The sequence below is a fragment of the Acidisoma sibiricum genome, assembly GCF_057837225.1.
Genome location: NZ_CM174445.1, coordinates 2281616 through 2305045 on the forward strand (window position 1 = coordinate 2281616; position 23430 = coordinate 2305045).

19 protein-coding genes and 1 pseudogene are annotated in these 23430 nt (G+C 65.5%); 13 read left to right on the forward strand and 7 right to left on the reverse strand.

Annotated features, from left to right (window positions below; genetic code table 11):
- Entirely contained in the window at window positions 1–972 is a 972-nt protein-coding gene (gene thiL, locus AC3G7M_RS10790; protein ID WP_489216030.1) for a thiamine-phosphate kinase, read from the forward strand.
- A 2-nt stretch (window positions 973–974) separates the two neighbouring features.
- On the opposite strand, the gene AC3G7M_RS10795 is transcribed toward thiL, so the two are convergent.
- Window positions 975–1508, reverse strand: coding sequence for an outer membrane protein assembly factor BamE (locus AC3G7M_RS10795; RefSeq protein WP_489211872.1), 534 nt, complete (start codon window positions 1506–1508; stop codon window positions 975–977).
- A gap of 222 nt (window positions 1509–1730) precedes the next feature.
- Between AC3G7M_RS10795 and AC3G7M_RS10800 the strand changes: the two genes are divergently transcribed.
- From AC3G7M_RS10800 to AC3G7M_RS10830, 7 genes and pseudogenes are all read left to right on the forward strand, one after another.
- On the forward strand, window positions 1731–2243 hold the full coding sequence (locus AC3G7M_RS10800) for a YceD family protein (RefSeq protein WP_489211874.1): 513 nt from the start codon (window positions 1731–1733) through the stop codon (window positions 2241–2243).
- Between the two features lie 233 nt (window positions 2244–2476).
- Complete coding sequence (gene rpmF / locus AC3G7M_RS10805) at window positions 2477–2680, forward strand: 50S ribosomal protein L32 (protein ID WP_489211876.1); 204 nt, start codon at window positions 2477–2479, stop codon at window positions 2678–2680.
- A 96-nt stretch (window positions 2681–2776) separates the two neighbouring features.
- Window positions 2777–3868 carry a phosphate acyltransferase PlsX gene (gene plsX / locus AC3G7M_RS10810; protein WP_489216032.1) on the forward strand — a complete coding sequence of 364 codons (1092 nt, stop codon included), beginning with the start codon at window positions 2777–2779 and terminating at the stop codon, window positions 3866–3868.
- 6 nt (window positions 3869–3874) lie between these two features.
- The gene (locus tag AC3G7M_RS10815; RefSeq protein WP_489211877.1) at window positions 3875–4861 is read left to right on the forward strand and encodes a beta-ketoacyl-ACP synthase III; all 987 of its coding nucleotides are present in this window, start codon (window positions 3875–3877) and stop codon (window positions 4859–4861) included.
- A 116-nt stretch (window positions 4862–4977) separates the two neighbouring features.
- Window positions 4978–5292: an integration host factor subunit alpha gene (locus AC3G7M_RS10820; protein WP_489211879.1), complete on the forward strand. Its 315-nt coding sequence runs from the start codon at window positions 4978–4980 to the stop codon at window positions 5290–5292.
- Window positions 5289–5583, forward strand: a pseudogene (locus AC3G7M_RS10825) (MerR family transcriptional regulator); the annotation flags it as partial. The gene AC3G7M_RS10820 and the pseudogene AC3G7M_RS10825, both read left to right, overlap by 4 nt.
- Window positions 5584–5990: 407 nt before the next feature.
- Window positions 5991–7607 carry an inorganic phosphate transporter gene (locus tag AC3G7M_RS10830; RefSeq protein WP_489211880.1) on the forward strand — a complete coding sequence of 539 codons (1617 nt, stop codon included), beginning with the start codon at window positions 5991–5993 and terminating at the stop codon, window positions 7605–7607.
- Between the two features lie 80 nt (window positions 7608–7687).
- On the opposite strand, the gene rbsK is transcribed toward AC3G7M_RS10830, so the two are convergent.
- From rbsK to AC3G7M_RS10845, 3 genes are read right to left on the reverse strand one after another with little or no spacing between them, the layout of a single operon-like run.
- Entirely contained in the window at window positions 7688–8605 is a 918-nt protein-coding gene (gene rbsK / locus AC3G7M_RS10835) for a ribokinase (protein WP_489211882.1), read from the reverse strand.
- Window positions 8606–8619: 14 nt separating this feature from the next.
- Entirely contained in the window at window positions 8620–9087 is a 468-nt protein-coding gene (bcp, locus tag AC3G7M_RS10840) for a thioredoxin-dependent thiol peroxidase (RefSeq protein WP_489211884.1), read from the reverse strand.
- Window positions 9088–9100: 13 nt separating this feature from the next.
- A complete protein-coding gene (locus AC3G7M_RS10845; protein ID WP_489211886.1) occupies window positions 9101–12034 on the reverse strand; it encodes a bifunctional [glutamine synthetase] adenylyltransferase/[glutamine synthetase]-adenylyl-L-tyrosine phosphorylase in 2934 nt (977 codons plus the stop codon).
- A gap of 17 nt (window positions 12035–12051) precedes the next feature.
- On the opposite strand from AC3G7M_RS10845, the gene AC3G7M_RS10850 reads away from it, so the two are divergent.
- From AC3G7M_RS10850 to eno, 3 genes are all read left to right on the forward strand, one after another.
- On the forward strand, window positions 12052–15429 hold the full coding sequence (locus AC3G7M_RS10850) for a hypothetical protein (RefSeq protein ID WP_489211888.1): 3378 nt from the start codon (window positions 12052–12054) through the stop codon (window positions 15427–15429).
- Window positions 15430–15525: 96 nt separating this feature from the next.
- Window positions 15526–16164 (forward strand): uracil phosphoribosyltransferase, encoded by a 639-nt coding sequence (upp, locus tag AC3G7M_RS10855; protein WP_489211890.1) that lies wholly within the window; start codon window positions 15526–15528, stop codon window positions 16162–16164.
- A gap of 111 nt (window positions 16165–16275) precedes the next feature.
- Window positions 16276–17553: a phosphopyruvate hydratase gene (gene eno / locus AC3G7M_RS10860; protein WP_489211892.1), complete on the forward strand. Its 1278-nt coding sequence runs from the start codon at window positions 16276–16278 to the stop codon at window positions 17551–17553.
- Window positions 17554–17641: 88 nt separating this feature from the next.
- On the opposite strand, the gene AC3G7M_RS10865 is transcribed toward eno, so the two are convergent.
- A complete protein-coding gene (locus AC3G7M_RS10865) occupies window positions 17642–18472 on the reverse strand; it encodes a response regulator (RefSeq protein WP_489211893.1) in 831 nt (276 codons plus the stop codon).
- 292 nt (window positions 18473–18764) lie between these two features.
- Here AC3G7M_RS10865 and AC3G7M_RS10870 point away from each other — a divergent pair, with 292 nt between their 5' ends.
- Window positions 18765–19376, forward strand: coding sequence for a histidine kinase dimerization/phosphoacceptor domain -containing protein (locus AC3G7M_RS10870; protein WP_489211895.1), 612 nt, complete (start codon window positions 18765–18767; stop codon window positions 19374–19376).
- 10 nt (window positions 19377–19386) lie between these two features.
- On the opposite strand, the gene ligD is transcribed toward AC3G7M_RS10870, so the two are convergent.
- Together ligD and ku are read right to left on the reverse strand one after the other, a co-directional pair.
- Window positions 19387–21915: a DNA ligase D gene (gene ligD, locus AC3G7M_RS10875; protein WP_489211897.1), complete on the reverse strand. Its 2529-nt coding sequence runs from the start codon at window positions 21913–21915 to the stop codon at window positions 19387–19389.
- The gene (ku, locus tag AC3G7M_RS10880) at window positions 21915–22847 is read right to left on the reverse strand and encodes a non-homologous end joining protein Ku (RefSeq protein WP_489211899.1); all 933 of its coding nucleotides are present in this window, start codon (window positions 22845–22847) and stop codon (window positions 21915–21917) included. Before ku ends, ligD begins: the two co-directional genes overlap by 1 nt.
- A gap of 152 nt (window positions 22848–22999) precedes the next feature.
- Between ku and AC3G7M_RS10885 the strand changes: the two genes are divergently transcribed.
- Complete coding sequence (locus tag AC3G7M_RS10885) at window positions 23000–23395, forward strand: baeRF12 domain-containing protein (protein WP_489211901.1); 396 nt, start codon at window positions 23000–23002, stop codon at window positions 23393–23395.
- The last annotated feature ends 35 nt before the right edge of the window (window positions 23396–23430 follow it).

Below are 23430 nucleotides of genomic sequence, written 5' to 3' on the forward strand. Positions count from 1 at the left end.
CTGACCTTGTCCCCGCCGGCGGAACGCTTGCCGCCCGAATTCGATCTCATCGGGCGGCATTTCCGTCCGCTCGCTGGGCCGGCCGCGCTCAATCTGGAGGATGATGCCGCCGTGCTGGCGCCGCCTTTGGGGCGCGAGCTGGTGATGGCGGCCGACACCATGGTCGCCGGTGTGCATTATCTGCCGGACGATCCCGCCAGGGGCGTCGCACAGAAACTGCTGCGCGTGAACCTGTCTGACCTCGCCGCCATGGGCGCCGTGCCGCTGGGCTATCTCCTGACCGTCTCTGCCCCGTCCGACACGCCGGATGCTTGGTTCGCCGATTTCGCCTCCGGCCTCGCGGCCGATCAGGTGGAATTCGGCCTCTCTCTTCTGGGCGGCGATACGACGAGCACGCCCGGGCCGGTGACGCTGTCGCTGACCATCATCGGACATGTAGCCCCTGGGCACGCCGTCCGCCGCCGGGGGGCCAGGCCAGGCGACGAGGTCTGGGTGACGGGCACGATCGGCGATGGCGCGCTTGGCCTCGCGGTCTCTCTCGGCAAGCTCGATGATCCCAGCGGATATCTTCGGCAGCGTTATTGCGTGCCGAGCCCGCGTCTGGGCCTGCCGCTGGCGGGCGCCGTATCCGCCGCGATCGACGTCTCCGACGGACTGCTGCAGGATCTGGGTCATCTCTGCCGTCTGGCCGGATGCGGAGCCGAGATCGCGGCCGAGGCAGTGCCGCTATCGCCCGCGGCGCGCGCGGCGGGGCCGGCATGGCTCGCCGATTGTCTGGGTGGCGGGGATGATTACGAATTGCTGCTGGCGGTGCCACCCGGCAGGGGGGCGGCACTGGCGGCGGCCTGCGTGGCGCTGGGCGTGCCGCTGACCCGCATCGGCTGCTTTTCGGCGGAGACGGATGGCGTCAGGGTGGTCGATGCCGCGCAGGCGACCGTGACGGTCACCCGCCACGGCTGGAGCCATTTTTAAGGCTAGAAGCTCGGGCCGGTGCCGTGCAGACCGCCGCCGGTATCCCCGCCGCCCGTGCTGCCGCCGCCATTGAAGCGGCCGATATTGCCGAAAAGCTGCTGCAGGATCGAGACCTGGGTGCCCGGCGTCGGCGTGGTGCCCGGCGCCATGGGCACGTTCTTGGCGTCGCCCTTGCCGTAGACATTCACCTTCCGCAGAACGCCGCCCTGGTCGAAGTTCAGCACCACCACGCGCTGTTCCAGCACGCCCGGCAGGCGGCCGACGCGGGGGCGGGTGATCTGGCTGATATAGACCCAGGCATTGTCGTTGAAGGTTTCATGCGTCGTGGGGGAGCCGAGCAGGGCGGTCGCGTCGGCGGTCGTGGTGGTGCCGGGGGTCAGCTGCTTCAGGGCGTCGCTGTCGATTGGGTCGCCGCGCGTCGTCGACTGGGCCTGGAAGAAGCTGCAGCCGCCCAGCGGCAGCCCCATGACCAGACAGGCAATGGCGGCCGTGCGGCGAAAGCTCATCGGGCGACGCGGCGAAGCAGTTTCGGACACTCGGCTCATTCCTTCGTCTCTTCTCCGCTCGACGTCCGGGCCTGACGGCCGACATCAGCGGCAGCAGCGCTAGGGGGAACACTACAAACCCCATATCGCAAGCGGGGTGGGTGTCATGCCCCTGATCCGCTGTCAACTCGTCCCGCAAGGGACTATCATGATGTTAACCACAGCCCGCACCCCTCGTCGCGGGTCCAGCCCATGGACAAAGACCTTTAGATCATGACCCCCGAATTTTCCCGCCCTGTGCTGGCCGCACAGATCGGCCAGAATGAGACCCTCCGCACCATCAGCGCGACGCCGGAGGAATGTGCTGCCCTGAGTGTGCGGCTGGGCCTGCCCGAACTCATCGCCTTCAGCGCCACCATCCGCCTCAACCGCAAGCCGCGGGAGGAATTCCTGGCGCGCGGCGAAATTCGTGCCCGCGCGGTGCGGACCTGCGTCGTCTCCCTGGAAGACTTCACCGAGGAGACGAATCTGCCCTTCACGATTCGATTCGTGACCGAGGAAACCCCCCTGCAGGACGATGAGGACGAGACGCCCGTCGCCTATGACGATGGCCCGGATGAGGTCCTGTACGAGAATGACACGCTCGATCTGGGAGAGGCGGTGGTGCAGGAATATGCCCTGTCGCTGTCACCTTATCCGCGCAAGCCGGGTATCGTCTTCGCAGAGACCATCGAAGACGACGGCAATGCTTTTGCCATTCTGAAGAAGCTCGCCCAGAAGAATTAGGGGCGGCCTGAGAGGCTGAACCCGGGGCCGCCAGACCGGCCCTGGACCCGAGTCGCCTGACCAGGCCAAGGCCGGGTCAGGCTTGGCACATGAAAGGGTTGTGCCGGTTGTGTACGGCCTGCGCTTGCCGCAGGGGGGGCACTCTGCTAATTGGCCCGCCTCACGCCAATCTGAGTCAGTTTGACCGTGTCCCGCAAGGGTGACGGTCCATCAACGAGAAAGGGGTTCCGGCGATGGCCGTTCCCAAAAGAAAGACGTCGCCGTCCCGCCGTGGGATGCGCCGCAGCCACCAGGCTCTCACCGCCCCGAGCTTTGCCGAATGCGGCAATTGCGGTGAGCTGAAGCGCCCCCATCACGTTTGCAGCCACTGCGGTCATTATGACGGCCGTGAGGTTGTGGGCGCTGGCAAGGCGCTCAAGGGCACCGTTCGGGCCTAACCGGACCCGCGCCGCACCGTGTCTTCCCTCCAAGGTATAACGGAAGCGGCCGGGGCCAGCCCAGAGCCCGCGCAGTTCGCCTTGGCGATTGATGCGATGGGCGGGGATGACGCGCCGGAGATGGTGGTGGCCGGGCTTGACCTGGCGGCCGAACGCCATCCCGGCGGACGTTTTCTGCTCGTCGGCGACGAAGTCAGGCTGGCGCCGCTGCTGGCCAAGTACAAGCGCGCCCGCGCAGCCAGCACGGTCCGTCATGCGACGGAGGTCGTCACCGGGGATATGAAGCCCACGGTGGCTTTGCGCATGCGTGACAGCTCCATGCGCATCGCGGTCGACGCGGTGGCGCGTGGGGAAGCAAGCGGCGTCGTCTCGGCCGGCAATACCGGCGCGCTGCTCGCCCTGGCCAAGATCGTGGTGAAGACTCTGCCGGGCATCGACCGGCCGGCCATGGCCGCCACCGTGCCCTCTGCGCGCGGCGATGTGGTGATGCTCGACCTCGGCGCCAATGTCGTCTGCGACACGCGCAATCTCGTCGAATTCGCGGTGATGGGAGAGATGTTCGCCCGCACCGTGCTCGGCATTCCCGAACCCCGTATTGGCCTGCTCAATGTCGGCTCGGAAGAGCTGAAGGGTGATGAGCGCTTGCGCCGCGCCGCCGAAATTCTGCGCAGCAGCCATATCGGCAGCCGCTTTCATGGCTTCGTCGAAGGCCATGACATTGCGGCCGGTACGACGGATGTGATCGTGACCGACGGGTTCACCGGCAATGTCGCGCTGAAGACGGGTGAGGGCGCCCTCAAGCTGATGGGCGGTCTGCTGCGTCAGGTGTTCACCAGCAGCCTGGCCGCCAAAATCGCCTATCTGCTCGCCCGCACCAGTCTGGACCGGCTGCGCGAATGGCTGGACCCGCGGCGCTATAACGGCGCTGTCATGGTCGGCCTGAACGGCGTCGTCGTGAAATCCCATGGCGGCACGGATGCGATCGGCTTCGCCCATGCGGTCGATGTTGCGATGAACATGGTCGACCACGGCTTCACCGCCGGCATTGCCGATGGTCTGCGCAAGCTCGGCGAGCAGACGAAGCTTGCCGCCCTCTCCGAGACAGAGGCTGAGCCGGACGCGGCGGCGGAGCTTTCGGCCGATATCCTGGCCTCCGCCGCAGAGCCGCCTCTGGCCGAGGCGAAGTAGGACATCGTGACAGCGCGTTTTCGTTCCGTATTGGCCGGTGCCGGCGGGTTTTTGCCGGGCCGTGTCGTCTCCAATGACGAGATGGCCACCATTATCGATACCTCGGATGCCTGGATACGCGAACGCACCGGCATCCATCAGCGCTATCGCGCCGAAGGCGCGGAGACGACGACGTCCATGGCGGTCGCCGCCGCCCGCACAGCCCTGGATGCGGCCGGGGCCAGCGCCGATGACGTGGACCTCATCATCGTTGGCACCAGCACGCCGGACCAGGCGTTCCCCTCCGTCGCCGTGCGCGTGCAGGCGGCGCTGGGGATCAAAAGCGGCTTCGGCTTCGACGTCTCGGCCGCTTGCGCCGGCTTCGTCTATGCGCTGTCGATTGCCGATGAGATGATCCGCGCCGGGCGCGCGCGTGGCGCCCTGGTCATCGGCTCGGAAGTCTTCTCCCGCATTCTGGATTATACCGATCGCGGCACCTGCGTGCTGTTCGGCGATGGCGCCGGGGCGGTCTTTTTGCGCGCCGAGGCGGGCGAGGGCGATCAGGGCATTCTCTCCACCCACCTGCATGCGCAGGGCACCCTGGGTGACATCCTGTATGTTGACGGCGCCGTGGGCGTGGCTGACAGCGCCGGCCAGCCGCTGCCCGCCAAGCTGCGCATGAACGGGCGCGAGGTGTTCCGCCATGCCGTGCAGCGCCTGTCGGAAAGCGTCGAAGAGGCCTTGACCGCCAACAATCTTGAACCGGGCGCGGTGGACTGGCTTGTGCCGCATCAGGCCAATATCCGCATCATCGAGGGCATGGGCCGCAAGCTTGGCCTGGCCCCGGAGCGCGTCGTCATCACTGTCGACCGGCATGCCAATACCTCGGCCGCATCCATTCCGCTGGCTTTGGCGGAAGCCATGGGTGACGGCCGCATCAAGCGTGGCCAGTTGGTGCTGATGGAAGCGCTGGGTGGCGGGCTGGTCTGGGGTTCCGCACTGGTCCGTATCTAAGCTTTAGGTGCAGCTTCTTCGCGCCTTCTCTTCGCCACGGATAAAACATCTGGGTGCCAAAGCCTTGATGGTGAAGGATTCGTTGACTCCGCGGCTGGCAATGCTACCGTTACAGCATGAGTACAGTAACCCGCGCCCAGCTGGCCGAGACGATCTACGCACAGGTAGGCCTGTCGCGTAACGAATCGGCTGACCTGCTGGAAGCGGTACTGGAACGGATTTCCAACGCCCTGGAAGCCGGTGAATCGGTTAAAATCAGTGGTTTCGGGACCTTTTCTGTAAGGCAGAAGGGGCGTCGCATCGGCCGCAACCCCAAGACCGGGGTCGAAGTCCCTATCCTGCCGCGGCGGGTTCTGGTGTTCCGGCCCAGCCAGGTGCTGAAGGGCACCGTCAATGGCGAGGTTGTTGAGGATGATGGTGCCGATTCATGAGCGCCATTCCCCTGCCTCGTGAGGACGATGACCATGCCGCCCGCGCCAAGCCGAAAAAGGCGCCGACGGCCTTCCGCACAATCAGCGAAGTAGCCGACGATCTTCATATTCCGCAGCATGTTCTGCGGTTCTGGGAAACCAAATTCAGCCAGGTCAAGCCGCTGAAGCGCGGCGGTGGCCGGCGCTACTACCGGCCCGACGACGTCACTCTGCTGCGGCGCATCGCCCATCTTCTCTATACCCAGGGCTACACCATCAAAGGCGTGCAGCGCCTGTTGCGGGAAGGTGGCGGACGGCTAGCCGACGATATCCCGCCCCCGCTGCAGGACGATCAGGATGTTGAGGGGGAGAGCGACAGCGAGGCACTGCTGCTGGCCGATGCCCCTGCGGAGGAGCGCACGCGTGAGATTGCGGTCTCCGCCGGTCCGCCGTTGCGCTTCATTCCGCGCTCCAGCCATGGCGCGCTGCCCGGCGCCGCCCTGACGGCCGGGCCCTCGGCGGCCGAGGCCGAGGTTGTTCGCCTGCGCCAGGCCATGGCCGATATGCTGGGCCAGCTTGAAGAGCTGCGGGCTCTGCTGACGCGCTGAGCGGCGGCGTCTGGCGCGAAGCCTGAACCAAGCGTTTCTTTGTCATTAAAGCTTCGTTCCCCACATGCGTTCCGAAACTATTGTCGGTCGCATAATAGCAACGGGGGTTCCATGTCTGACGTCATCGCTGCGGAGTCCCGGTCGAGCGTCATAGAGCCGAAAGGCCAGCGCCACTGGGCGACCGTTCCGGTTTTTGCTCTTCTTCTCGTCTGCGGCCTGGGCTACGGCGTTTACGGCCTGGTCGGCGATATGGAACAGGCTGGCGGCTCGCCGCTTGCGATCGGCGCCTTCCTACTTCTGGGCATCGCCCTGATCATCGCGCTGGGATTCGAGTTCGTGAACGGATTTCACGACACGGCGAATGCCGTGGCGACGGTCATCTATACCCATAGCCTGCCGCCGACCTTTGCCGTGATCTGGTCCGGCGCCTTCAACTTCCTCGGCGTGCTGACCTCATCCGGGGCGGTGGCTTATGCCATCGTCGCCCTGCTGCCGAACGATCTGGTGCTGAATGTCGGCAGTTCGGCCGGGTTCGCGATGATCTTCGCGCTGCTGCTCTCAGCCATTGCCTGGAATTTGCTGACCTGGTGGTTCGGCATCCCGAATTCCTCCTCCCATGCGCTGATTGGGTCCGTCATCGGCGTCGGCATCGCCAATCAGCTCATGGCGCCCGCCGGCCACCCGACTGCCGGCGTACAATGGGGGGCGGCCATCGGCGTCTTGAAGGGCCTGCTCTTCAGCCCCGTGGCGGGTTTTGTTCTGGCCGCCCTGCTGCTGCTGCTCATGAAACTCGTGATCCGCAGCAAGAAGCTCTATACCGCGCCGGAAGGCCGCAATCCGCCGCCCTTCCTGATCCGCTGCCTGCTGGTGCTGACCTGCACCAGCGTGTCCTTCGCCCATGGCGGCAATGACGGCCAGAAGGGCATGGGGCTTATCATGCTGATCCTGATCGGCGTGGCGCCGACGGCCTTTGCCCTGAACCGCACCGTGCCGGAAAGCCATACGCCGACCTTCATTGCCAGCAGCGTCAAAGCCGCTTCGATCTTCGACGGCCATGCGGCGCGTGAAGCCGCCAGCATGGAGGCGGCGGAAGCGCGCCAGCGGCTGGATGACGCCATCAACCAGAAGCAGGTCGGCAGTCCGGCGGCCTTTGCGGCGATGTCAGCGCTGACGCATTCGATTTCCAGCCAGGTCAGCACCTATGGCTCGCTGTCTCGCGTGCCAGCGGCGGCGGCGCAGAATATCCGCAACGACATGTATCTGACCGATGCCGCTCTGTCGGCTTTGGCCAAGAATCCCGGCAGCCTGTCGGCCGCCGATCAGAAAGTGCTGAAGGACTACAAGACGGAGCTGGAGCGCGGCACGCGCTATATCCCGACCTGGGTCAAGGTCTCCGTCGCCGTCGCCCTGGGGCTGGGCACCATGGTCGGCTGGAAGCGCATCGTGCAGACGGTGGGCGAGCGGATCGGCAAGACGCATCTGAGCTACGCTCAGGGCGCGGCATCGGAGATTGTCGCTGCCGCGACCATTTCCATGGCCGAGGTCTGGGGCCTGCCGGTGTCGACCACGCATATCCTGTCGAGTGGCGTCGCGGGCACCATGGTGGCGAACGGGTCCGGCCTCCAGCGCAGCACGCTATTCAAGCTCGCCTCCGCCTGGATCATGACCCTGCCGGTCGCGATTGTGCTGTCCGGCCTGCTGTTCTTCGTCTTCCGCCATCTGTTCTAAAGAGGGCGTCTGCCCGCTCAAAAGGCCGCCGTGGCGTCAGCCCCGGCGGCCTTTTCTATTCGGCGCCCAGTTGGCCGCGTCTAGCCGGCCGCGAGCAGGGCATCGACCTCAGCGCGGTGCGGCATGCCGGCCCCGGCGCCCGCGCGTGTCACCTTCAACCCGGCCACGGCACAGGCGAAGCGCAAGGCTTCCGCCATGCTGCGCCCCTCTGACAGGGCGACGGCGACACCAGCATTGAAACTGTCGCCGGCGCCCGTCGTATCGACCAGCTTGCCCGCCTTCACCGCAGGCGCCAGCACCGTCTCTCCGTTCCGGCGCAGCAGGGCGCCCTTTTCACCCAGCGTAATGACAACCGAGCCGGCACCGCGCGCGATCAGCGCATCGGCGGCGGCTTCGGCCTCTGCCGTATTGGTCACCGGCAGGCCGGACAGCATGGCGGCCTCGGTCTCATTCGGCGTCAGGATATCGACGAGGGCGAGGATCTCTGCGGAGAGGGCAGTTGCCGGCGCGGGGTTAAGGATGGTGGTCACCCCCTTGGCGCGCGCCAGGCGCAGCGCATGCACGACCAAAGGCAGTGGCGTTTCGAGCTGGGTCAGAAAGACGGCGGCGCTGCCAATGACCTCGGCCGCCTCGTCGATCTCCGCCGTCGTCAGCGCGGCGGCGGCACCCGGCACCACGATAATGGCGTTCTCGGCCGCCTTGTCGTCGATGATGATGGCCGCGGCCCCGGTCGGCAGATCCGCACTTTCCTGCAGGAAGCGCGTGCCCACGCCTTCACGGGCATAGATGCCGCGCGCCATGTCGCCGAAATTATCGCGGCCCGTCTTGGCAAGAAATTCGACCGGCGCACCCAGCCGGGCAGTCGCGATGGCCTGGTTCGAGCCCTTGCCGCCTGGCCCGATGGCAAAGCCGCTGCCGATGACGGTTTCCGTCCAGGCGGGCAGCTTCGGCGTATGAAAAATAAGATCCGCGGCAAAAATGCCCATCACGACGATCATGGATGTGTTCTCTCTCAGCCGAGCGCCTGGGCCGCTTTCAATACGTCAGCGGCATGGCCGGGGACCGAAACCTTGCGCCAGATTTTTGCGATCTTGCCATCCTTTCCGATCAGGAAGGTGGCGCGTTCGATGCCCATGTATTTGCGGCCATACATGCTTTTCTCGACCCAGGTGCCATAGGCCTCCGTCACCGCGCCCTCGGCGTCGGAGGCAAGCGGGAAGGTAAGGCTGTATTTTGCGGCGAATTTTTCCAGCGCCTTCAGCGGATCGCGCGAGACGCCGATGACGTCGAGGCCGAGATGGCCCAGCTGCGGCAGCGCTTCCTGGAAGGCGCAGGCCTCTTTCGTGCAGCCGGAGGTATCCGCCTTCGGATAGAAGTAGAGCAGGACGGGCTTGCCGGCGTAATCCGCCCGCGTGACCGTGCGGCCGGCGGTTGCCGGCATGGTGAAATCAGGGGCGATATCGCCTTCGCTCAAGCTCATGGGCTTTTCTCCGTCAGGGTTTCTGCGCGTCTTCGGGCGCCTCGGCCGGCTGCGCCGGATCGCCGATATGCCGGATGAACGACGCGCGGACCAGAGCGGCGGTCGCGCCCATGCGGCGGCGCAAGTCCGCCATGGTGGCGTCGTGGGTAGCGGCGACCAGAATGCGGGCCGAGGCCTCCGGCAGATCGGCCGCGGCCGTGAGGCCGACGGTCAGACGCAGCATGCTTTGAATGGTTCGCCAGAGATGGTCCGCGGCAATGAGGGCGCGACCCTCGGCCTGGGGCAGCAGTCCGGCCGAGACGAGATTGCCAAGGGCGATGCGCGTGGTGGGATTGCGCAGCTCTGGATGGGCGGCACCATGAACGAGCTGAAGCACCTGGGCAATGAACTCCACCTCCATGGCGCCACCGGGGATCAGCTTGACGTCCCAGGGGCCTGCGGGCGGCAGGTCGCGCAGCATGCGGCGCCGCATGTTGCGTGCATCGCGGCGCAGCCGGTCGGCATCGCGCCGGGGCAGCAGCGCCTCCCGCAGCGCGTCCTCGACCATGGGCAGGAAAGCCGGTGAGCCGGTGACGGGGCGTGCGCGCGTCAGCGCCATCTGTTCCCAGCTCCAGGCCTGTTCCGCATGGTATTGGCGGAAGGCGGCCAGGCTGACCGCCACCGGCCCCTGATTGCCTGAGGGGCGCAACCGCATATCGACCTTATACAGCGGTCCTTCGACACCCTGCGCCGTCAGCGCATTGGTGAAGGCGGTGACCAGCCGGCCGAACCATTGGCTGGGTGCCAGCGGCTTGGGACCGTCGCTCGCCTCCGCCGCGTCGTTGCGGTCATAGATGAACATGAGATCGAGATCGGAACCGGGCATCATTTCCCGGCTGCCGCCTTTTCCCAGCAAAAGCACGGCCCAGGCGGCGCCATGCAGCCAGCCGTAGCGTGCGGCCTGCTGGGCGACGACGGCATCGAGAATGGTCGCCAGCGCCGCGTCCGCGAGTGCCGTGCGCGCGATCCCGGCGGCATCGACATCCATGCGCCCCTCGAGCGTCGCGACCCCGATGCGGAACTGTTCCTCGCTGACGAAATGACGCGTCAGCGCGATCGTGTCTTCCAGCGAGAAGGCATCCACCATCTGGGCGCGGAGCGCCCGCGAGGGGTCAGACCGGGCTTCTTCCGAGCCCAGCAGGCCCTCGAGCGAGCCGGGATGGTTGGCCAGATGATCGGCGAGGCCGGGGGCCGCGCCGAGCAGCACGGCGATCCGGTCGATCAGCGCCGGGTTGCGGCTGAACAGCGAAAAAAGCTGAACGCCCGCGGGCAGGCCCGTCACGAAATGATCGAAGCGGGCGAAGGTCTGGTCGGGCTGCGGCTGTGCCGCGATGGCCCGCAGGATAGGCGGCAGCAGACCTTCCAGCAGGCTGCGGCCGCGTTCCGAGCGCAGCGCGCGGGGCCGGCCGGACAGCCAGTGGCGGATGGTCTCCACGATGCGCGGCGTGTCGGTGAAACCGAGTTCGGACAGCCGGGCGATGGTTTGTTCGGGCGCGGCGGCGCCGGCATGGCCGACAGTGAGGCTTTCGGAGTCCCCTTCCATCTCGAAGAAGGAATCATAAAGCGCCTGCACGGCGAGAAGATGGGTGAGCAGCCGCTCTGCCAGGGCCTGCGCTGACGGAAAGCCCATGAAGCGCGCCAGCGCCATCATGCCTTCCGCCGTGCCAGGCAGGCTGTGGGTCTGGCGGTCGGCGATCATCTGCAGGCGATGCTCGACCTGGCGCAGGAAGCGATAGGCGCGCGTCAGCACGGCGGCGGTGTCGCTGGAGACATGGCGCAGACGCGTCAGCAGCCGCAGGGCCGGCAGCGTGGCGCCGACGCGCAGCATCGGCTCCCGCCCGCCCCAGACCAGCTGCTGGGATTGGGCCAGGAATTCAATCTCACGGATGCCGCCGCGACCGATCTTCAAATTGTGAGAGAGCAGACGGTTTACCGGGTCCGGCCCCACCGGAATCGGGCCACCGCGATGGGCGTCCATCAGGCGCTTCATGGCGTGAATATCGGCGATGGCCGCAAAATCGAGATGGCGGCGCCAGACGAAAGGCCGCAGCGCTTCGAGAAACGATTGACCGAGGGCGATGTCGCCGGCCACCGGCCGCGCTTTGATGAAAGCGGCGCGTTCCCAGTTGCGGCCCATTGTTTCGTAATAGGCGAGGGCCGTCGGCACCGAAATGGCGAGCGGCATGGCCGAAGGATCGGGACGCAGACGCAGATCGACGCGAAAAACGTAACCGCCGACCTCGCGCAATTCCATGAGCTTCACCAGATCCCTGGCTAGGCGTGTGTACGTCTCGCCTATAGTCTCTTGCGGAGAGGCAATGGCTGCCGGATCGTAGAAGACGATGAGGTCGATATCGCTCGAATAATTCAACTCGCGGCCGCCGAGCTTGCCGAGAGCCAGAATGGTCAGGCCCGAGCCGGTGACGGGATCGCTGTCGGGTTCGGGCAGGTGGATGCGTCCCTGCGCATGGTTGCGCAGCAGCAGATGACGCACGGCCAGCTGCAGAGTCTCTTCGGCGAGTCGCGACAGTGCGCCCGTGACGCGCGACAAGGGCAACACCCCACCGATATCACCCAGTGCGACGGCCAGCGCGACCTGCCGCTTGGCATGCCGCATGGCGGCACTGACGGTCGCGGTCTTCGCATCGGGGCGGATATGGGCCAGCCGGCCAAAGGCGCGCGCGATGGCGCTTTCGGGCCCGTCCCGCCAGGCCATGACCAGAGTTTCATGCTCCCGCAGGCTCAGATCCGCGAGATAATCGCTATTGCCGCCGATGGCGCGCAGCATGCCGAGCGGGAGCGCATCCAGGCCCAGCGCCTGGATGCGCTCCACGAAACGGTCGGCGGAGTCCATGTCGGCCGGCAGCGGCCAGGGCATGGGCCAGGAAAAGGGATTGTCCGGGGTCATGGCGGCGGAGGCTGGGCATGACCGCGGCGGACGGTCAAGTGCCGGCGCCGGGCGAGCCTGTCGCCGATATGCCGCGCCGCGGCTGGTTCCGGCATCGGCGCTGGTGGTGGAAGTGGCCGCTGGATGCCCTGATCATCACCGTCGAATGGGGATTTCTGGCGCTTGCCGTCCTCAGTGCGATTCTCGCCTGGCGGCTGGCGCAGGGGCCGGTTGATCTGTCCTGGGCCTTACCGCGTCTGACCCGGATCGTGGCCATCGCGGCCCCCCGGATCGACGCGCATGTCGCCCATCTCGACCTCGCCTGGAACGGGTTCAAACAAGGCCCGGATCAGCCGCTGCAGGTGACCGGTGCCGGCATCAGCGTCGTCGATACGGCGCAGGACCGCAGCCTGAGCCTCAATCATCTCAGTATCGACCTGTCGATGGCCTGGGCCACGCATGGCGTTTTCGCCCCGCGGGTGGTGACCCTGGACGGGCTACAGGTGACGGTGCAACGCGCACCGCCCGCGCCCGTGGTGGCGGCGGACGCCGTGCAGCACGTGAGGCATAGCAATCTGCGGCAAACGTTGCGTGATATCATTGCCGTGCTGCGCCAGCCGCCGCAAAGCGACACCCATCTGCTGCCCGTCAAAGTCGCTCAGCTGTCGGAATTGCGGCGTGTCACGCTGACCCATGGCAGCATGGTCTTGCGTCCGGCAGCTGGCGCCGAGGGCAAAGCGGGTCTTGAAGGCCGCGCGCTCCAGATCGGCGAGATTGCGGCGACTGTCGTGCGCGGCGATCTCGGCGGCCTGACCGGTCAGGTGGGTGCCGTGCTGGCGTCGCGCGCCGGACCCCTGCCGCCGCAGACGGCAGGGGCCAGGCCCAGTCTGCAGCTGACCTTCACCGAAACGCCGCAGGGCGAGATTGAGGTGCAGACGGCAGCCCAGCTGAATGACCCCGCCGGCATGATGGTGGCACTCCAGCTGCCCGCCGGCCTGCCGGTGCCATCCTTCCCGGTGCAGGTGACGGCTGACGTCAATGCCTCGGCCGACGCTGTCGTCACGGCCTTTCGTACGAATGTCTCGGCAGGGGGCGGCGCGCTGCTGATCAATGGCGGCACGGTGCCGGTGGCGGGCATCGCGATCCTGGCCACGGGTGACGAGCGGCATCTTGCCATCGATCCCACATCCCATATCGCCTTTGCGCCCGTCAGTGCCCAGCCGCCTCCGACCGTGACGCTCAGCGGGCAGGGCACCCGCACCGATCAGGATCTGGCAATGACGCTGGGTCTGGCGCTGGATCACATGGCGGCGGACGATCTGCCGTCCTATTGGCCGCCGGGCTTCGCGGATGGCGCGCGCAACTGGATCAAGGCGCAGGTCCGTGACGGCTCGGTCCATGACGGGCATTTCCAGTTCGGGCTGACAGGCAAATCCGATTTCTCGGATATCGGGCTCAGCACCGTCTCCGGCTCGCTGCCAGCGTCGGGACTGACCGTGACCTGGCTGCCGCCGTTGCCGCCGATGACGAAGGTGAACGGCGCCATCACTCTGCAGGGCATGGACGCTGTCCGCATCGACGTGACGGATGCCGCACAAGGCGACCAATCCGTTTCCAAAAGCAGCATGGTCATCACCGGCCTTTCGGCGGCCGATCAGATCGGCACCATCAACCTCGGTCTCAGCGGACCGGTGGCGTCCGTCGTCTCGCTTCTGAGCCAGCCGCGATTGAACCTGCTGAAATCGGTGCCCGTGCCATTGAACGTGACCGGGGGCACCTTCCAGGGCAGCGTGACCCTTAGCCTGCCTTTGGACAGCAAGGTCACCATCGATCAGGTCACCATGCAGACGCATGACGTGATCCAGAACCTGGCTTTGAGCAATCTCCTGCTCGGCCGCAGCCTGTCGAACGGCAATCTGACGATCGACGCCACCATGGCCGGGCTGCAACTGAAGGGGAGCGCGGCGCTGGCTGGCATTCCGGCCCAGATGACGCTCGATACCAATTTCGGTTCGGGACCGCCGACCCAGGTGATCGCCAATCTGAAGGTCTCGGCGAGCGCGAACGAGACCCAGCTGGCGGCGGCCAGTCTGCCGACCGGCGGCGTGCTGAAAGGCTCGGCCGCGCTGGCGCTAACGCTCTCCGCGCAGCGCGGCGGACGGACGGATATCAGCGCGACCATTACCGTGCCGGAATCACGGCTGAGCGTCAGCCAGATCGCCTGGGCGGGGGGCGCCGGCACCGCCACCGCGACGGCGCATGTGGCCTTGCAGGGCGACCGCATCGTCGCTCTCGACAATCTCGATCTGACCGGGCCGGGTCTGGCGTTGAAAGTGCGCAGCGGCTTCGCGGGCAGCAGGCTTTCGACCGTAACGGTCGATCAGCTGCAGCTGGGCCGCACCGACCTGCATGGCAGTTTTACCCTGCCAGCCACCACGAGCGATCCTTACGTCGTCGATATCGCGGGGCGCGCCTTGGACCTGTCGGGCGTCTTCGGTCATGACCGCAAGGCGGAGCCAAGCGTGAAGCCGGCCAATCAGGCGCTGTCGACGATATCGTCCCGCCAGGAATTCGCGCCGCATCCGCCCTGGCGGGCGACGGTCAATCTGGACCGCATCATTTTCGGCACCATGGCCGGCGGGCAATCGCGCGAGCTGGACGGCGTGCGCGGCACGGTGGTGAATAACGGCGTGGTGGTGCAAAGCGCGGACGTGTCCCTGACCGTGATCCCGTCGCGCGCGGCCTCTCATCTCACCGTTGCGCCGCAGCCGGATCAGACGCGGCAGGTGCGGCTGACGAGTGGGGATTTCGGCGGCCTGCTGAAGGCGACCAATGCCTATGACGCCATCACCGGCGGCCTGCTGGACATCTCCGGCCGCTATGACGACAGCCGGCCCAATCACCCGCTGACCGGCACGGCCGAGATGGACAAGTTTTCGCTGGGGGCGGCGCCCACGATCGCGAAAATGCTGCAGGCGATGACGCTCTATGGCGTTGTCGACCTGATGCACGGGCCGGGACTGTTTTTCAGCAAGATGGTGGCGCCCTTTTCATTGGCTGACCGGCGGCTCGATCTGCAGGAGGCGCGGGCCTATAGCGCCTCGCTGGGCCTGACGGCCAATGGTTCGGTCGATCTGCCGCGCAATGAATTCGACATTCAGGGTACGATCGTGCCGGCCTATTTCTTCAATGCGCTGCTGGGCCATATTCCGCTCATCGGCAAGCTGTTCAGCCCGGAAAAGGGTGGTGGCGTGTTTTCGGCCAAATATCAGCTGACAGGGCCGATCAATGATCCCGCGGTGCATGTGAACGCGCTGTCGGTGATCGCACCGGGCTTTTTGCGGGATCTGTTCAGTCACGCGCCACCGGCGCAAAGCGCGACCGCGCCGCCAGGGCAGACGGCGCCGAAACCCTGACCCCGCGATCGCGACGGGGATGCGTTGCCCCGGGCAGCGCCACACGTCATCATGGCGCCATCCTTGAGACCTGACAGACAAGTGAGTTCCGGCGCGATGCCCGCCTTTCCCAACCTGACGATCGTCGACCACCCCTTGGTGCAGCACAAGCTGACGCTGATGCGCAGGCGGGAGAAATCGACCAATGCCTTCCGTCTGCTGCTGAAGGAGACCAGCCTGCTGCTGGGCTATGAGGTGATGCGCGATCTGCCGCTGCAGATGGTGCCGATCGAAACACCGCTGGAGCCGATGATGGCGCCGCTGCTGGCTGGCAAAAAGCTGTGCTTTGTCTCCGTGTTGCGCGCCGGAGACGGTCTTCTGGACGGGCTGCTGGACCTGGTGCCTTCCGCCCGCGTCGGCCATATCGGCCTGTATCGCGATCCGATCAGCAAGCGGCCGGTCGAATATTTCACCAAACTGCCTGAGGATATCGAGGACCGGCTGGTCATCGCCGTGGACCCGATGCTGGCGACCGGCCATTCGGCGGCGGTGGCGGTCGATGTCATCAAGCGGGCAGGGGCTGCGCAGATCCGCTTCGTCTCGCTGCTCAGCGCGCCGGAAGGCGTGCAGGTGATGCTGGACCGCCACCCTGACGTGCCGGTTTTCACGGCAGCCCTCGACCGCGAACTGGACGAGCATGCCTATATCCGGCCGGGTCTGGGTGACGCCGGCGACCGGTTGTTCGGGACGAAATAAGCTTTTGCACTAAAGTTAAGTGTTAAGGGCTTTGTGCGGGTGTGCAGCCCTTGCCTTCCCGCGGCGGCAGTTCTACGCCGGGGCAAACGCCACCTCCCGGAAGGAAAAGCCATGTCCGCCATTGCCGACATCGTCGCCCGCCAAATTCTCGACAGCCGCGGAAATCCGACGGTCGAAGTCGATGTGTATCTGGAAACCGGCGCCATGGGGCGCGCGGCTGTGCCCTCCGGCGCCTCCACCGGCGCGCATGAGGCGGTGGAACTGCGCGACGGCGACAAGTCGCGCTTCGGCGGCAAGGGCGTGACCCAGGCGGTCGCCAATGTCGAAGGCGAGATCTTCGAGGCCCTGGGCGGACTGGAAGCCAGCGAGCAGGTCAAGATCGACGAGCTGCTGATCGACCTGGACGGCACGCCGAACAAGAGCCGCCTGGGTGCCAATGCCATGCTGGCGGTCTCGCTCGCCGTCGCCAAGGCCGCCGCCATCGACTACGACCTGCCGCTGTATCGCTACCTGGGCGGCGTCGATGCCCGCACCCTGCCGGTGCCGATGATGAACATCATCAATGGCGGCCAGCATGCCGACAATCCGATCGACATTCAGGAATTCATGGTCATGCCGGTGGGGGCGTCCAGCATCGCCGATGCCGTGCGGATCGGCTCGGAGATTTTCCACACGCTGAAAAAGGCGCTGCACGACGCCGGGCACAATACCAATGTGGGTGACGAAGGCGGTTTCGCGCCGAATATCGGCTCGGCTGACGCCGCACTCGATTTCGTCACCATGGCCTGCGAGAAGGCCGGCTATCGTCCGGGTGAGGACGTCGTCTTCGCGCTGGACTGCGCGTCCACCGAATTCTTCAAGGACGGCGTCTACATTATGGAAGGCGAGGGCAAGTCCTTCGATTCCGCTGGCATGGTGGATTACCTCGCCGCCCTCGTCGCCAAATATCCCATCTTCTCGATCGAAGACGGCTGCGCCGAGGATGACTGGGCCGGCTGGAAGCTGCTGACCGAAAAGCTCGGCGCGAAGGTGCAGCTGGTCGGCGACGATCTCTTCGTGACCAACCCGGCCCGCCTGCGCCGCGGCATTGCCGAAAAGACCGGTAATTCCATCCTGGTGAAGGTGAACCAGATCGGCACGCTGACCGAGACGCTGGACGCGGTCGAGATTGCCCATCGCGCGGGCTTCACCAGCATCATCAGCCATCGTTCAGGTGAGACCGAGGACGCGACCATCGCCGATCTGGCGGTCGCGACCAATTCCGGCCAGATCAAGACCGGTAGTCTGGCGCGCACCGATCGCGTGGCGAAATACAACCAGCTCATCCGCATCGAAGCCGCGCTGGGCTCCTCCGCCCGCTATGCCGGCCGCACCATCCTGAAGGGCTGATCAGACAAAAAAACCGGCGCTGCGGAGCGCCGGTTTGTGTCGGTCTGAAAAAACCCGGTCGCATCAGCGTCCGGGTTTTTTTTGTCTCTCAGGCCGGGACGGAGCCCAGGACCGGGCCGGACTTGTGGCCCAGCCGCGCGCGCTGGTCGAAGAACAGCGCCTGGCTGATCACGGCCTTCACCACCTCATGCTGGAAGGGCTTGGTGATGAGGAAGGAGGGTTCCGGCCGGTCGCCCGTCAGCAGGCGCTGGGGGTAGGCGGTGATGAAGACGACGGGCACTTCCGTGCCGGCCAGGATGTCGCTGACCGCGTCAAGGCCGGAGCTGCCGTCGGCGAGCTGGATATCGGCCATGATTAGCCCGGGCTTGCTCTTGCGGGCGATGGCCATGGCCTCGGTCCGGGTGCGCGCGACGCCGATGACATGATGCCCCAGATCCTGGACCAGCGCTTCGAGATCCATCGAAATGATGGTCTCGTCCTCGATGATCAGGACATCGGCGTGCAGCTGGGCGGCGATTTCCTTCTCGGCCTCGTCGATCAGGCGGCGCACCTCCGCCACCTGACGATCCACCAGCTTGGCGATGATGTCGGACGAGAAGCCTTCCATCGTATGCAGCAGGAAGCAGACGCGAGGCAGCGGGGTCAGCTGCTCGACGCTGCGGCTTTCGTCCGGGGTAGCGTCCGTCAGCACCGGCGCGTGGTGACGGCGATTGGCAGGCACCGATCCCCAGATGGTGAGCAGAACTTTGTACAGCGCCGCATTGAGGTCGAGGCCCGGGGCAAGCGCTTCCGGCTCGACCGAGACCGCTTCCAGGGCCATCGCCGCATAGGCGTCACCGGCCGCCTGGCTGCCGGTCAATGCGCGCGCGAACCGGCGCAGATAGGGAAGGTGGGCGGCAATCTGGGTCGTCTTATGCATTGGCTTCATCCGTAGAAGAGGCGGCAATCCGGGCAGGCTCAGGCTGATCGCAGCAACGAGGCCGACCAGAGCCACTATCCTGCCGCGGCTTTGTCATCAAGCGGCAAGCACCATCATGACATGAAGCGACCATTGCGAGGAAAGTAAAGGTCGGGTGATCTACCGCGCCCTGGCATATCCCGGTTCAGTCCCAATATGCAGATGGGTTCACGTTGGGTACAGTCGGCTGTCAGGGATGCCGTCATAAAATTTATGGGTCAGGCTAGCGGTGGCGGGTGAGATAGATAAGCAGATGGTCGAAACGCCACATCAGGGCCAAAATACCGCTGATGACCGCGAAGGGCTGGTTCGCGAACTTCACCATCGCGTGAAGAATAATCTGCAAATTATCGTGAGCCTGATGAATGTCCAGAAGCGCATGCTGCCGCCCGATCGGCGCAGTGAAATCCGGTTTCTGGAAGAGCATGTGCAGTCCATGGCTGCGGCCTATCGCGTGGTCTATGCCTCGGGCGAGCTGATCAAGGTTTCCATCGACGAGCTGATCCGGGAAGTGGTGGCGGGACTTGTGGAAGTTGCGGGCAACCGCGGCCATAAAATCGAAACGGCGCGCTGCGAAGCCCATATGATGATCAATCTCGATCAGGCCATTACGCTCGGCCTTTATCTGGCGGTCGTTTTGCCACCGATCTTTGATGCGGCTGCTGCGACCGATGGCGTGGTCGCGCTGGAGACCCATCCCAAGCCCGGCCATGTCTGCCTCGCGATTCTCGCGCCGGTCGCCATAGAGCCGCTCTTCGACACGCTGCGCGGGCGTTTGCTGGAAGGGCATCTGAAGCAATTGGGCGCCGAGCGGCTGCTCGGCGGATCACCCAAGGAACTGCATATCGACTTGCCGACGAGCTGATCGCGGACGCCTACTCGGCTACAGCATCGATCATGGCCTGCGTGACGCGCTGGGTGACAAGCGCCGCGGCGCACCACCCCTTCGTCTCATCGACCCGGTCAACAGCCGTGCGCAGCGACACCGTGTTGGCGGCCGTGACCCGGCCGAGATTGTCCCAGTCGATGGGCCAAGCGACCGGGGCGCCCGGTCGGGCGCGGGGCGAGAAGGGGGCGATGGCGGTCGATCCGCGTTCATTGCGAAAATGGTCGATGAAGATTTTGCCGCCGCGCTTGGCTTTGGCCATGGTGGCGACATAGCTATCTGGCTTATCGACGGCGACGCGTTTCGACAGATTGCCGGCAAAGGCTTTGATGACGGGCCAATCATGCTCCGGCGTGATCGGCGCAATGACGTGAATGCCTTTTCCCCCGCTGAGCATGGCCAGGCTGTCGAGGCCGAGGGCCGCCAGCACATCGCGCATGAAGATGGCCGCATCCTTCACACGGGCGAAGGGAAGGGTCTCATCAGGGTCGAGATCGAAGACGATGCGATCGGGCTTTTCGATATCCGCGAGCCTGCTGCCCCAGATGTGGAATTCGATGCCGCCCATCTGTGCCGCCGCGACCAGGGCCCGCGGTTCGGTGAAATAAAGATACTCCTCGGTACCATGCGTGGTTTTGACGGTTTTGTGCTGCCAGGCCGCATCCATCCCTCGGCTGGGATGGCGCTGAAAGAAGCCTTCCTTGTCGATCCCGTCCGGGTGCCGCACCAGGCTGACAAGCCGGCCCGCGGCAAAGGGCAGCATATGGTCGGCCATGCGCGCCAGATAATCGGCCAGATCCGCCTTGGTGACACCGCAATCCGGGAACAGCACTTTGTCGGGATGGGTCAGGTGGACGCCCAGGAGCGTGTCCGTCATGGGTTTGCCGGCCTTCACAGATTTGGCGTCTTCGCGCACGACCTCTGCCGCGGGCTTGTCCTCCCGCAGGCCGACATAATGCCCCTGGCGGATGAGATTGTCGCGCGTCCAGCCATTGAAGGCGATGTCGACGACCAGATCAGGCTTGACCCATTGCGTATCTTTCAGGATCTCGCGCGGCACGTCCATCGCGGGCGGTTTGCTGAGGCGTATTTTCGCAAAGCGCGCGGATAGAGTGGCGAGCGTTTCGTCCGAAAAACCCGAGCCGACGCGCCCGGCATAGCGCAAGGTCTCGCCGTCTTGCACACCCAGGATGAGCGAGGAAAACGCCCGCGCCGTTTGCGATGTGCGGTAGCCGAGAATGACGAATTCCTGCGCATGACCGATTTTGATCTTCAGCCAGGACTCGCTGCGGCCGCTGCGATAGGGGCGGTCTCCGCGCTTGGCGATGATACCTTCCAGTGTCTTGTCCCGCGCCATGGCCAGCATCTCCGCCCCATGACCGGAGACGTGATCGCTGTAGATCAGGACGCCATCGCGGGCAGCGGGCGCGAGCAGTTCTGCCAGGCGCTGCTTGCGGGCCGTGAGCGGTTGCGACCGCCAATCGGTCTTGCCTTCCCGCAGCAGGTCGAAGGCCATGTAGACGAGCGGCCCGCGTCCCGCTTGCAGCGTTTTTTGCAGCGCGGCGAAACTGCTGCGTCCCTCCGCATCCATGACGACGACTTCGCCATCCATCAGCACGCCATCGAGATCGAGCGATTTGGCGGCCGCGATGATGGGCGGAAAGCGATCCGTCCAGTCCAGGCCAGAGCGCGTATAGGCACGCACATCCGCGCCGCTGGCGGCGATTTCCGTGCGGTAGCCGTCAAACTTCACCTCGAACACCCAGCCCTCGTCCGCGGGCGGGCTGTCCACCAGGGTCGCAAGCTGCGGCGCCTCGAAGCCGGGACGCTTATGGCCGCGGGGGGCCTGGGCGCGCGCCGGTGTCTGCCCGCCTTCCTTGCCGCTGCGCCAGATGCCGCCTGCGGCCGCGATCGCGTCCAGGTCCCGGCCGCTGGCGACGCTGTCAGGCTCCTCCCCGGTCAGGTCACGGTCCTCGGAGGCTTCCTCATCGCGTTCTTTGATGAGGAGCCAATTCTCGCGCTTTTCGCTGGCGCGGCGCATGAGCACCAGCGCCCAGCGCCCGCGCATCTTCTGCCCATAGAGGTTGAAGGCGATCTTGCCCTTGGCCAGTTCCGCATGCGGATCGCCGATCGGCTCCCAGCGCCCGGTATCCCAGAGCATGACCGTGCCGGCGCCGTAATTGCCTTTCGGGATGATGCCCTCGAAATCGCCATAGTCCAGCGGATGGTCTTCGGTGCGGACGGCGAGGCGCTTGTCGGCGGGGTTGAGGCTGGGGCCGCGGGTGACGGCCCAGCTCAGCAGCACGCCGTCCAGCTCCAGCCGGAAATCGTAATGCAGCCGGGTCGCCGCATGCTTCTGCACGACGAAGATGCCGATGCCGGGCTCTTTCGCCTTGGCGCGTGCCGGGCGGGTGACCTGGCCCCGCGGTTCGGGCGTGTCCTCAAAACGGCGCTTGGCGTGATACTGTTCCAGCGAGGCTTTGGTCTTAGACTTCGCCGAAGCAGCTGCGCGGCCCATCACCCGGCCTTGCGGCGCGCAGGCGTTTTGCGGGTCGCGGCTGCCGTCGCCTTGGGCTTCGGTGCCGGATCTTGGGCCGGCGGCGCGGCAGCGGCGGTCTTTTCCGCCAGGCTGCGCTTCAGGGCGCCGACAAGGTCGATGACATTGCTGCCCTTCTGATCTGGCTCGTGATCGTCAATTGCAATCGGCTTGCCGGTGCGGGCCTTGCTTTCGATCAGATCGCGCAGGGAGTCCGTGTAGCGGTCATGGAAGGCTTCGATGCTGAAGGCGCTGGATTTCCGCTTGATGAGTTCCTGGGCGAGGTCGAGCAGTTCCGGGTCAGTCTTCTCATCCCCGATATCCGCGAAAAGCGGTGCGGCGGCCCGCACCTCATCCGCGAAGCGCAGCGTTTCCAGCATCAGCCCGTCACCGCAGGGCTTGAGGGCAGCGACATATTCGCGCCCACGCATGACGAATTGGCCGAGCCCCATCTTGCCGGACCGGCGCAGCGCATCGCGCAGCACGGTATAGCCTTCCTCGGCCAGATCGCCGTCGGGCAGAATGTAATAGGGCCGGTCGAAATAGATCGGGTCAATTTCGCAATGATCGACGAATTGCACGAGGTCGATGGTGCGCCGGGCCTCGATCTTCACGGAATCGAGTTCCTCGTCGGTGAGAAGGATATAATTGCCTTTGGAGACCTCAAACCCCTTGGCGATCCGCTTGGCATCTACCGCGCCGACGCCGGGTGCGACCTTCTCATAATGGATGCGCTGGCCGGATGTCCGGTCGATCTGATGGAAGGACAGGCGGGCGCCGGTCTTGATGGCCGAAAACAGCTGCACCTGGACGGTGACGAGGGCCAGGCGCAGCGAGCCTGACCAGACCGGCCGCCCGGCGGCGGCGGGCGTCTCACGGTGGGCTTTTTGGCGGCGTGCGGCAACCTTGGCCATGGCTATCCCCGGGGCTGAGCCATGGAGATGGGACGTCTTTCCCTCGCCTCAAGCCGGGATTGCGGGATTTCCGTTGACCCGGATCAATGCGGCGCGGACGCGCGGCGGCTCAGATAGGCAGAATGCTTCAAAAGCCATGAAGGCCGTTTCCCATGACCGTCCATACCAGGCTGCTCTTCGTTATTGCCGATGCTGAACATGTGCGCTTCGTGCGTCCGGCGGAGGCCGACCACACGCTCCATTCCTATAGCCGGGTGATCTCCGGGGAAGGGCATCATGGGGGCGCGCATCACGCCCATGAGACGGACAAGGACACATTGCCCGTCTGGGTCGCGACCCAGCTGAACGAGGATGCGGCGAGCTTCGACGGGCTGGTTGTGGTCGCGCCCTCGCCACGGCTGGCCGCCATCAAGGGGCATCTGTCGCATAATGCGGCGGCGAAGCTGATCGGCAGTCTGGACAAGGATCTGGCCCATGTGCCGGATCATGATCTGTGGCCGCATCTGCAGGGATGGGTGCGCCAGGTACATCGCGAGCCGCTGCTGTAAGCGGCTCCCGCCGATAGTCCCTATGCGGGCAGACG

Coding starts and splice junctions, on each gene's coding strand:
- AC3G7M_RS10800 (WP_489211874.1), top strand. CDS start 1,731: ATGACCCCCGAATTTTCCCGCCCTGTGCTGGCCGCACAGATCGGCCAG.
- rpmF (WP_489211876.1), top strand. CDS start 2,477: ATGGCCGTTCCCAAAAGAAAGACGTCGCCGTCCCGCCGTGGGATGCGC.
- plsX (WP_489216032.1), top strand. CDS start 2,777: ATGGGCGGGGATGACGCGCCGGAGATGGTGGTGGCCGGGCTTGACCTG.
- AC3G7M_RS10820 (WP_489211879.1), top strand. CDS start 4,978: ATGAGTACAGTAACCCGCGCCCAGCTGGCCGAGACGATCTACGCACAG.
- AC3G7M_RS10830 (WP_489211880.1), top strand. CDS start 5,991: ATGTCTGACGTCATCGCTGCGGAGTCCCGGTCGAGCGTCATAGAGCCG.
- rbsK (WP_489211882.1), bottom strand. CDS start 8,605: ATGATCGTCGTGATGGGCATTTTTGCCGCGGATCTTATTTTTCATACG.
- bcp (WP_489211884.1), bottom strand. CDS start 9,087: ATGAGCTTGAGCGAAGGCGATATCGCCCCTGATTTCACCATGCCGGCA.
- AC3G7M_RS10845 (WP_489211886.1), bottom strand. CDS start 12,034: ATGACCCCGGACAATCCCTTTTCCTGGCCCATGCCCTGGCCGCTGCCG.
- AC3G7M_RS10850 (WP_489211888.1), top strand. CDS start 12,052: ATGACCGCGGCGGACGGTCAAGTGCCGGCGCCGGGCGAGCCTGTCGCC.
- upp (WP_489211890.1), top strand. CDS start 15,526: ATGCCCGCCTTTCCCAACCTGACGATCGTCGACCACCCCTTGGTGCAG.
- eno (WP_489211892.1), top strand. CDS start 16,276: ATGTCCGCCATTGCCGACATCGTCGCCCGCCAAATTCTCGACAGCCGC.
- AC3G7M_RS10865 (WP_489211893.1), bottom strand. CDS start 18,472: ATGCATAAGACGACCCAGATTGCCGCCCACCTTCCCTATCTGCGCCGG.
- AC3G7M_RS10870 (WP_489211895.1), top strand. CDS start 18,765: ATGGTCGAAACGCCACATCAGGGCCAAAATACCGCTGATGACCGCGAA.
- ligD (WP_489211897.1), bottom strand. CDS start 21,915: ATGGGCCGCGCAGCTGCTTCGGCGAAGTCTAAGACCAAAGCCTCGCTG.
- ku (WP_489211899.1), bottom strand. CDS start 22,847: ATGGCCAAGGTTGCCGCACGCCGCCAAAAAGCCCACCGTGAGACGCCC.
- AC3G7M_RS10885 (WP_489211901.1), top strand. CDS start 23,000: ATGACCGTCCATACCAGGCTGCTCTTCGTTATTGCCGATGCTGAACAT.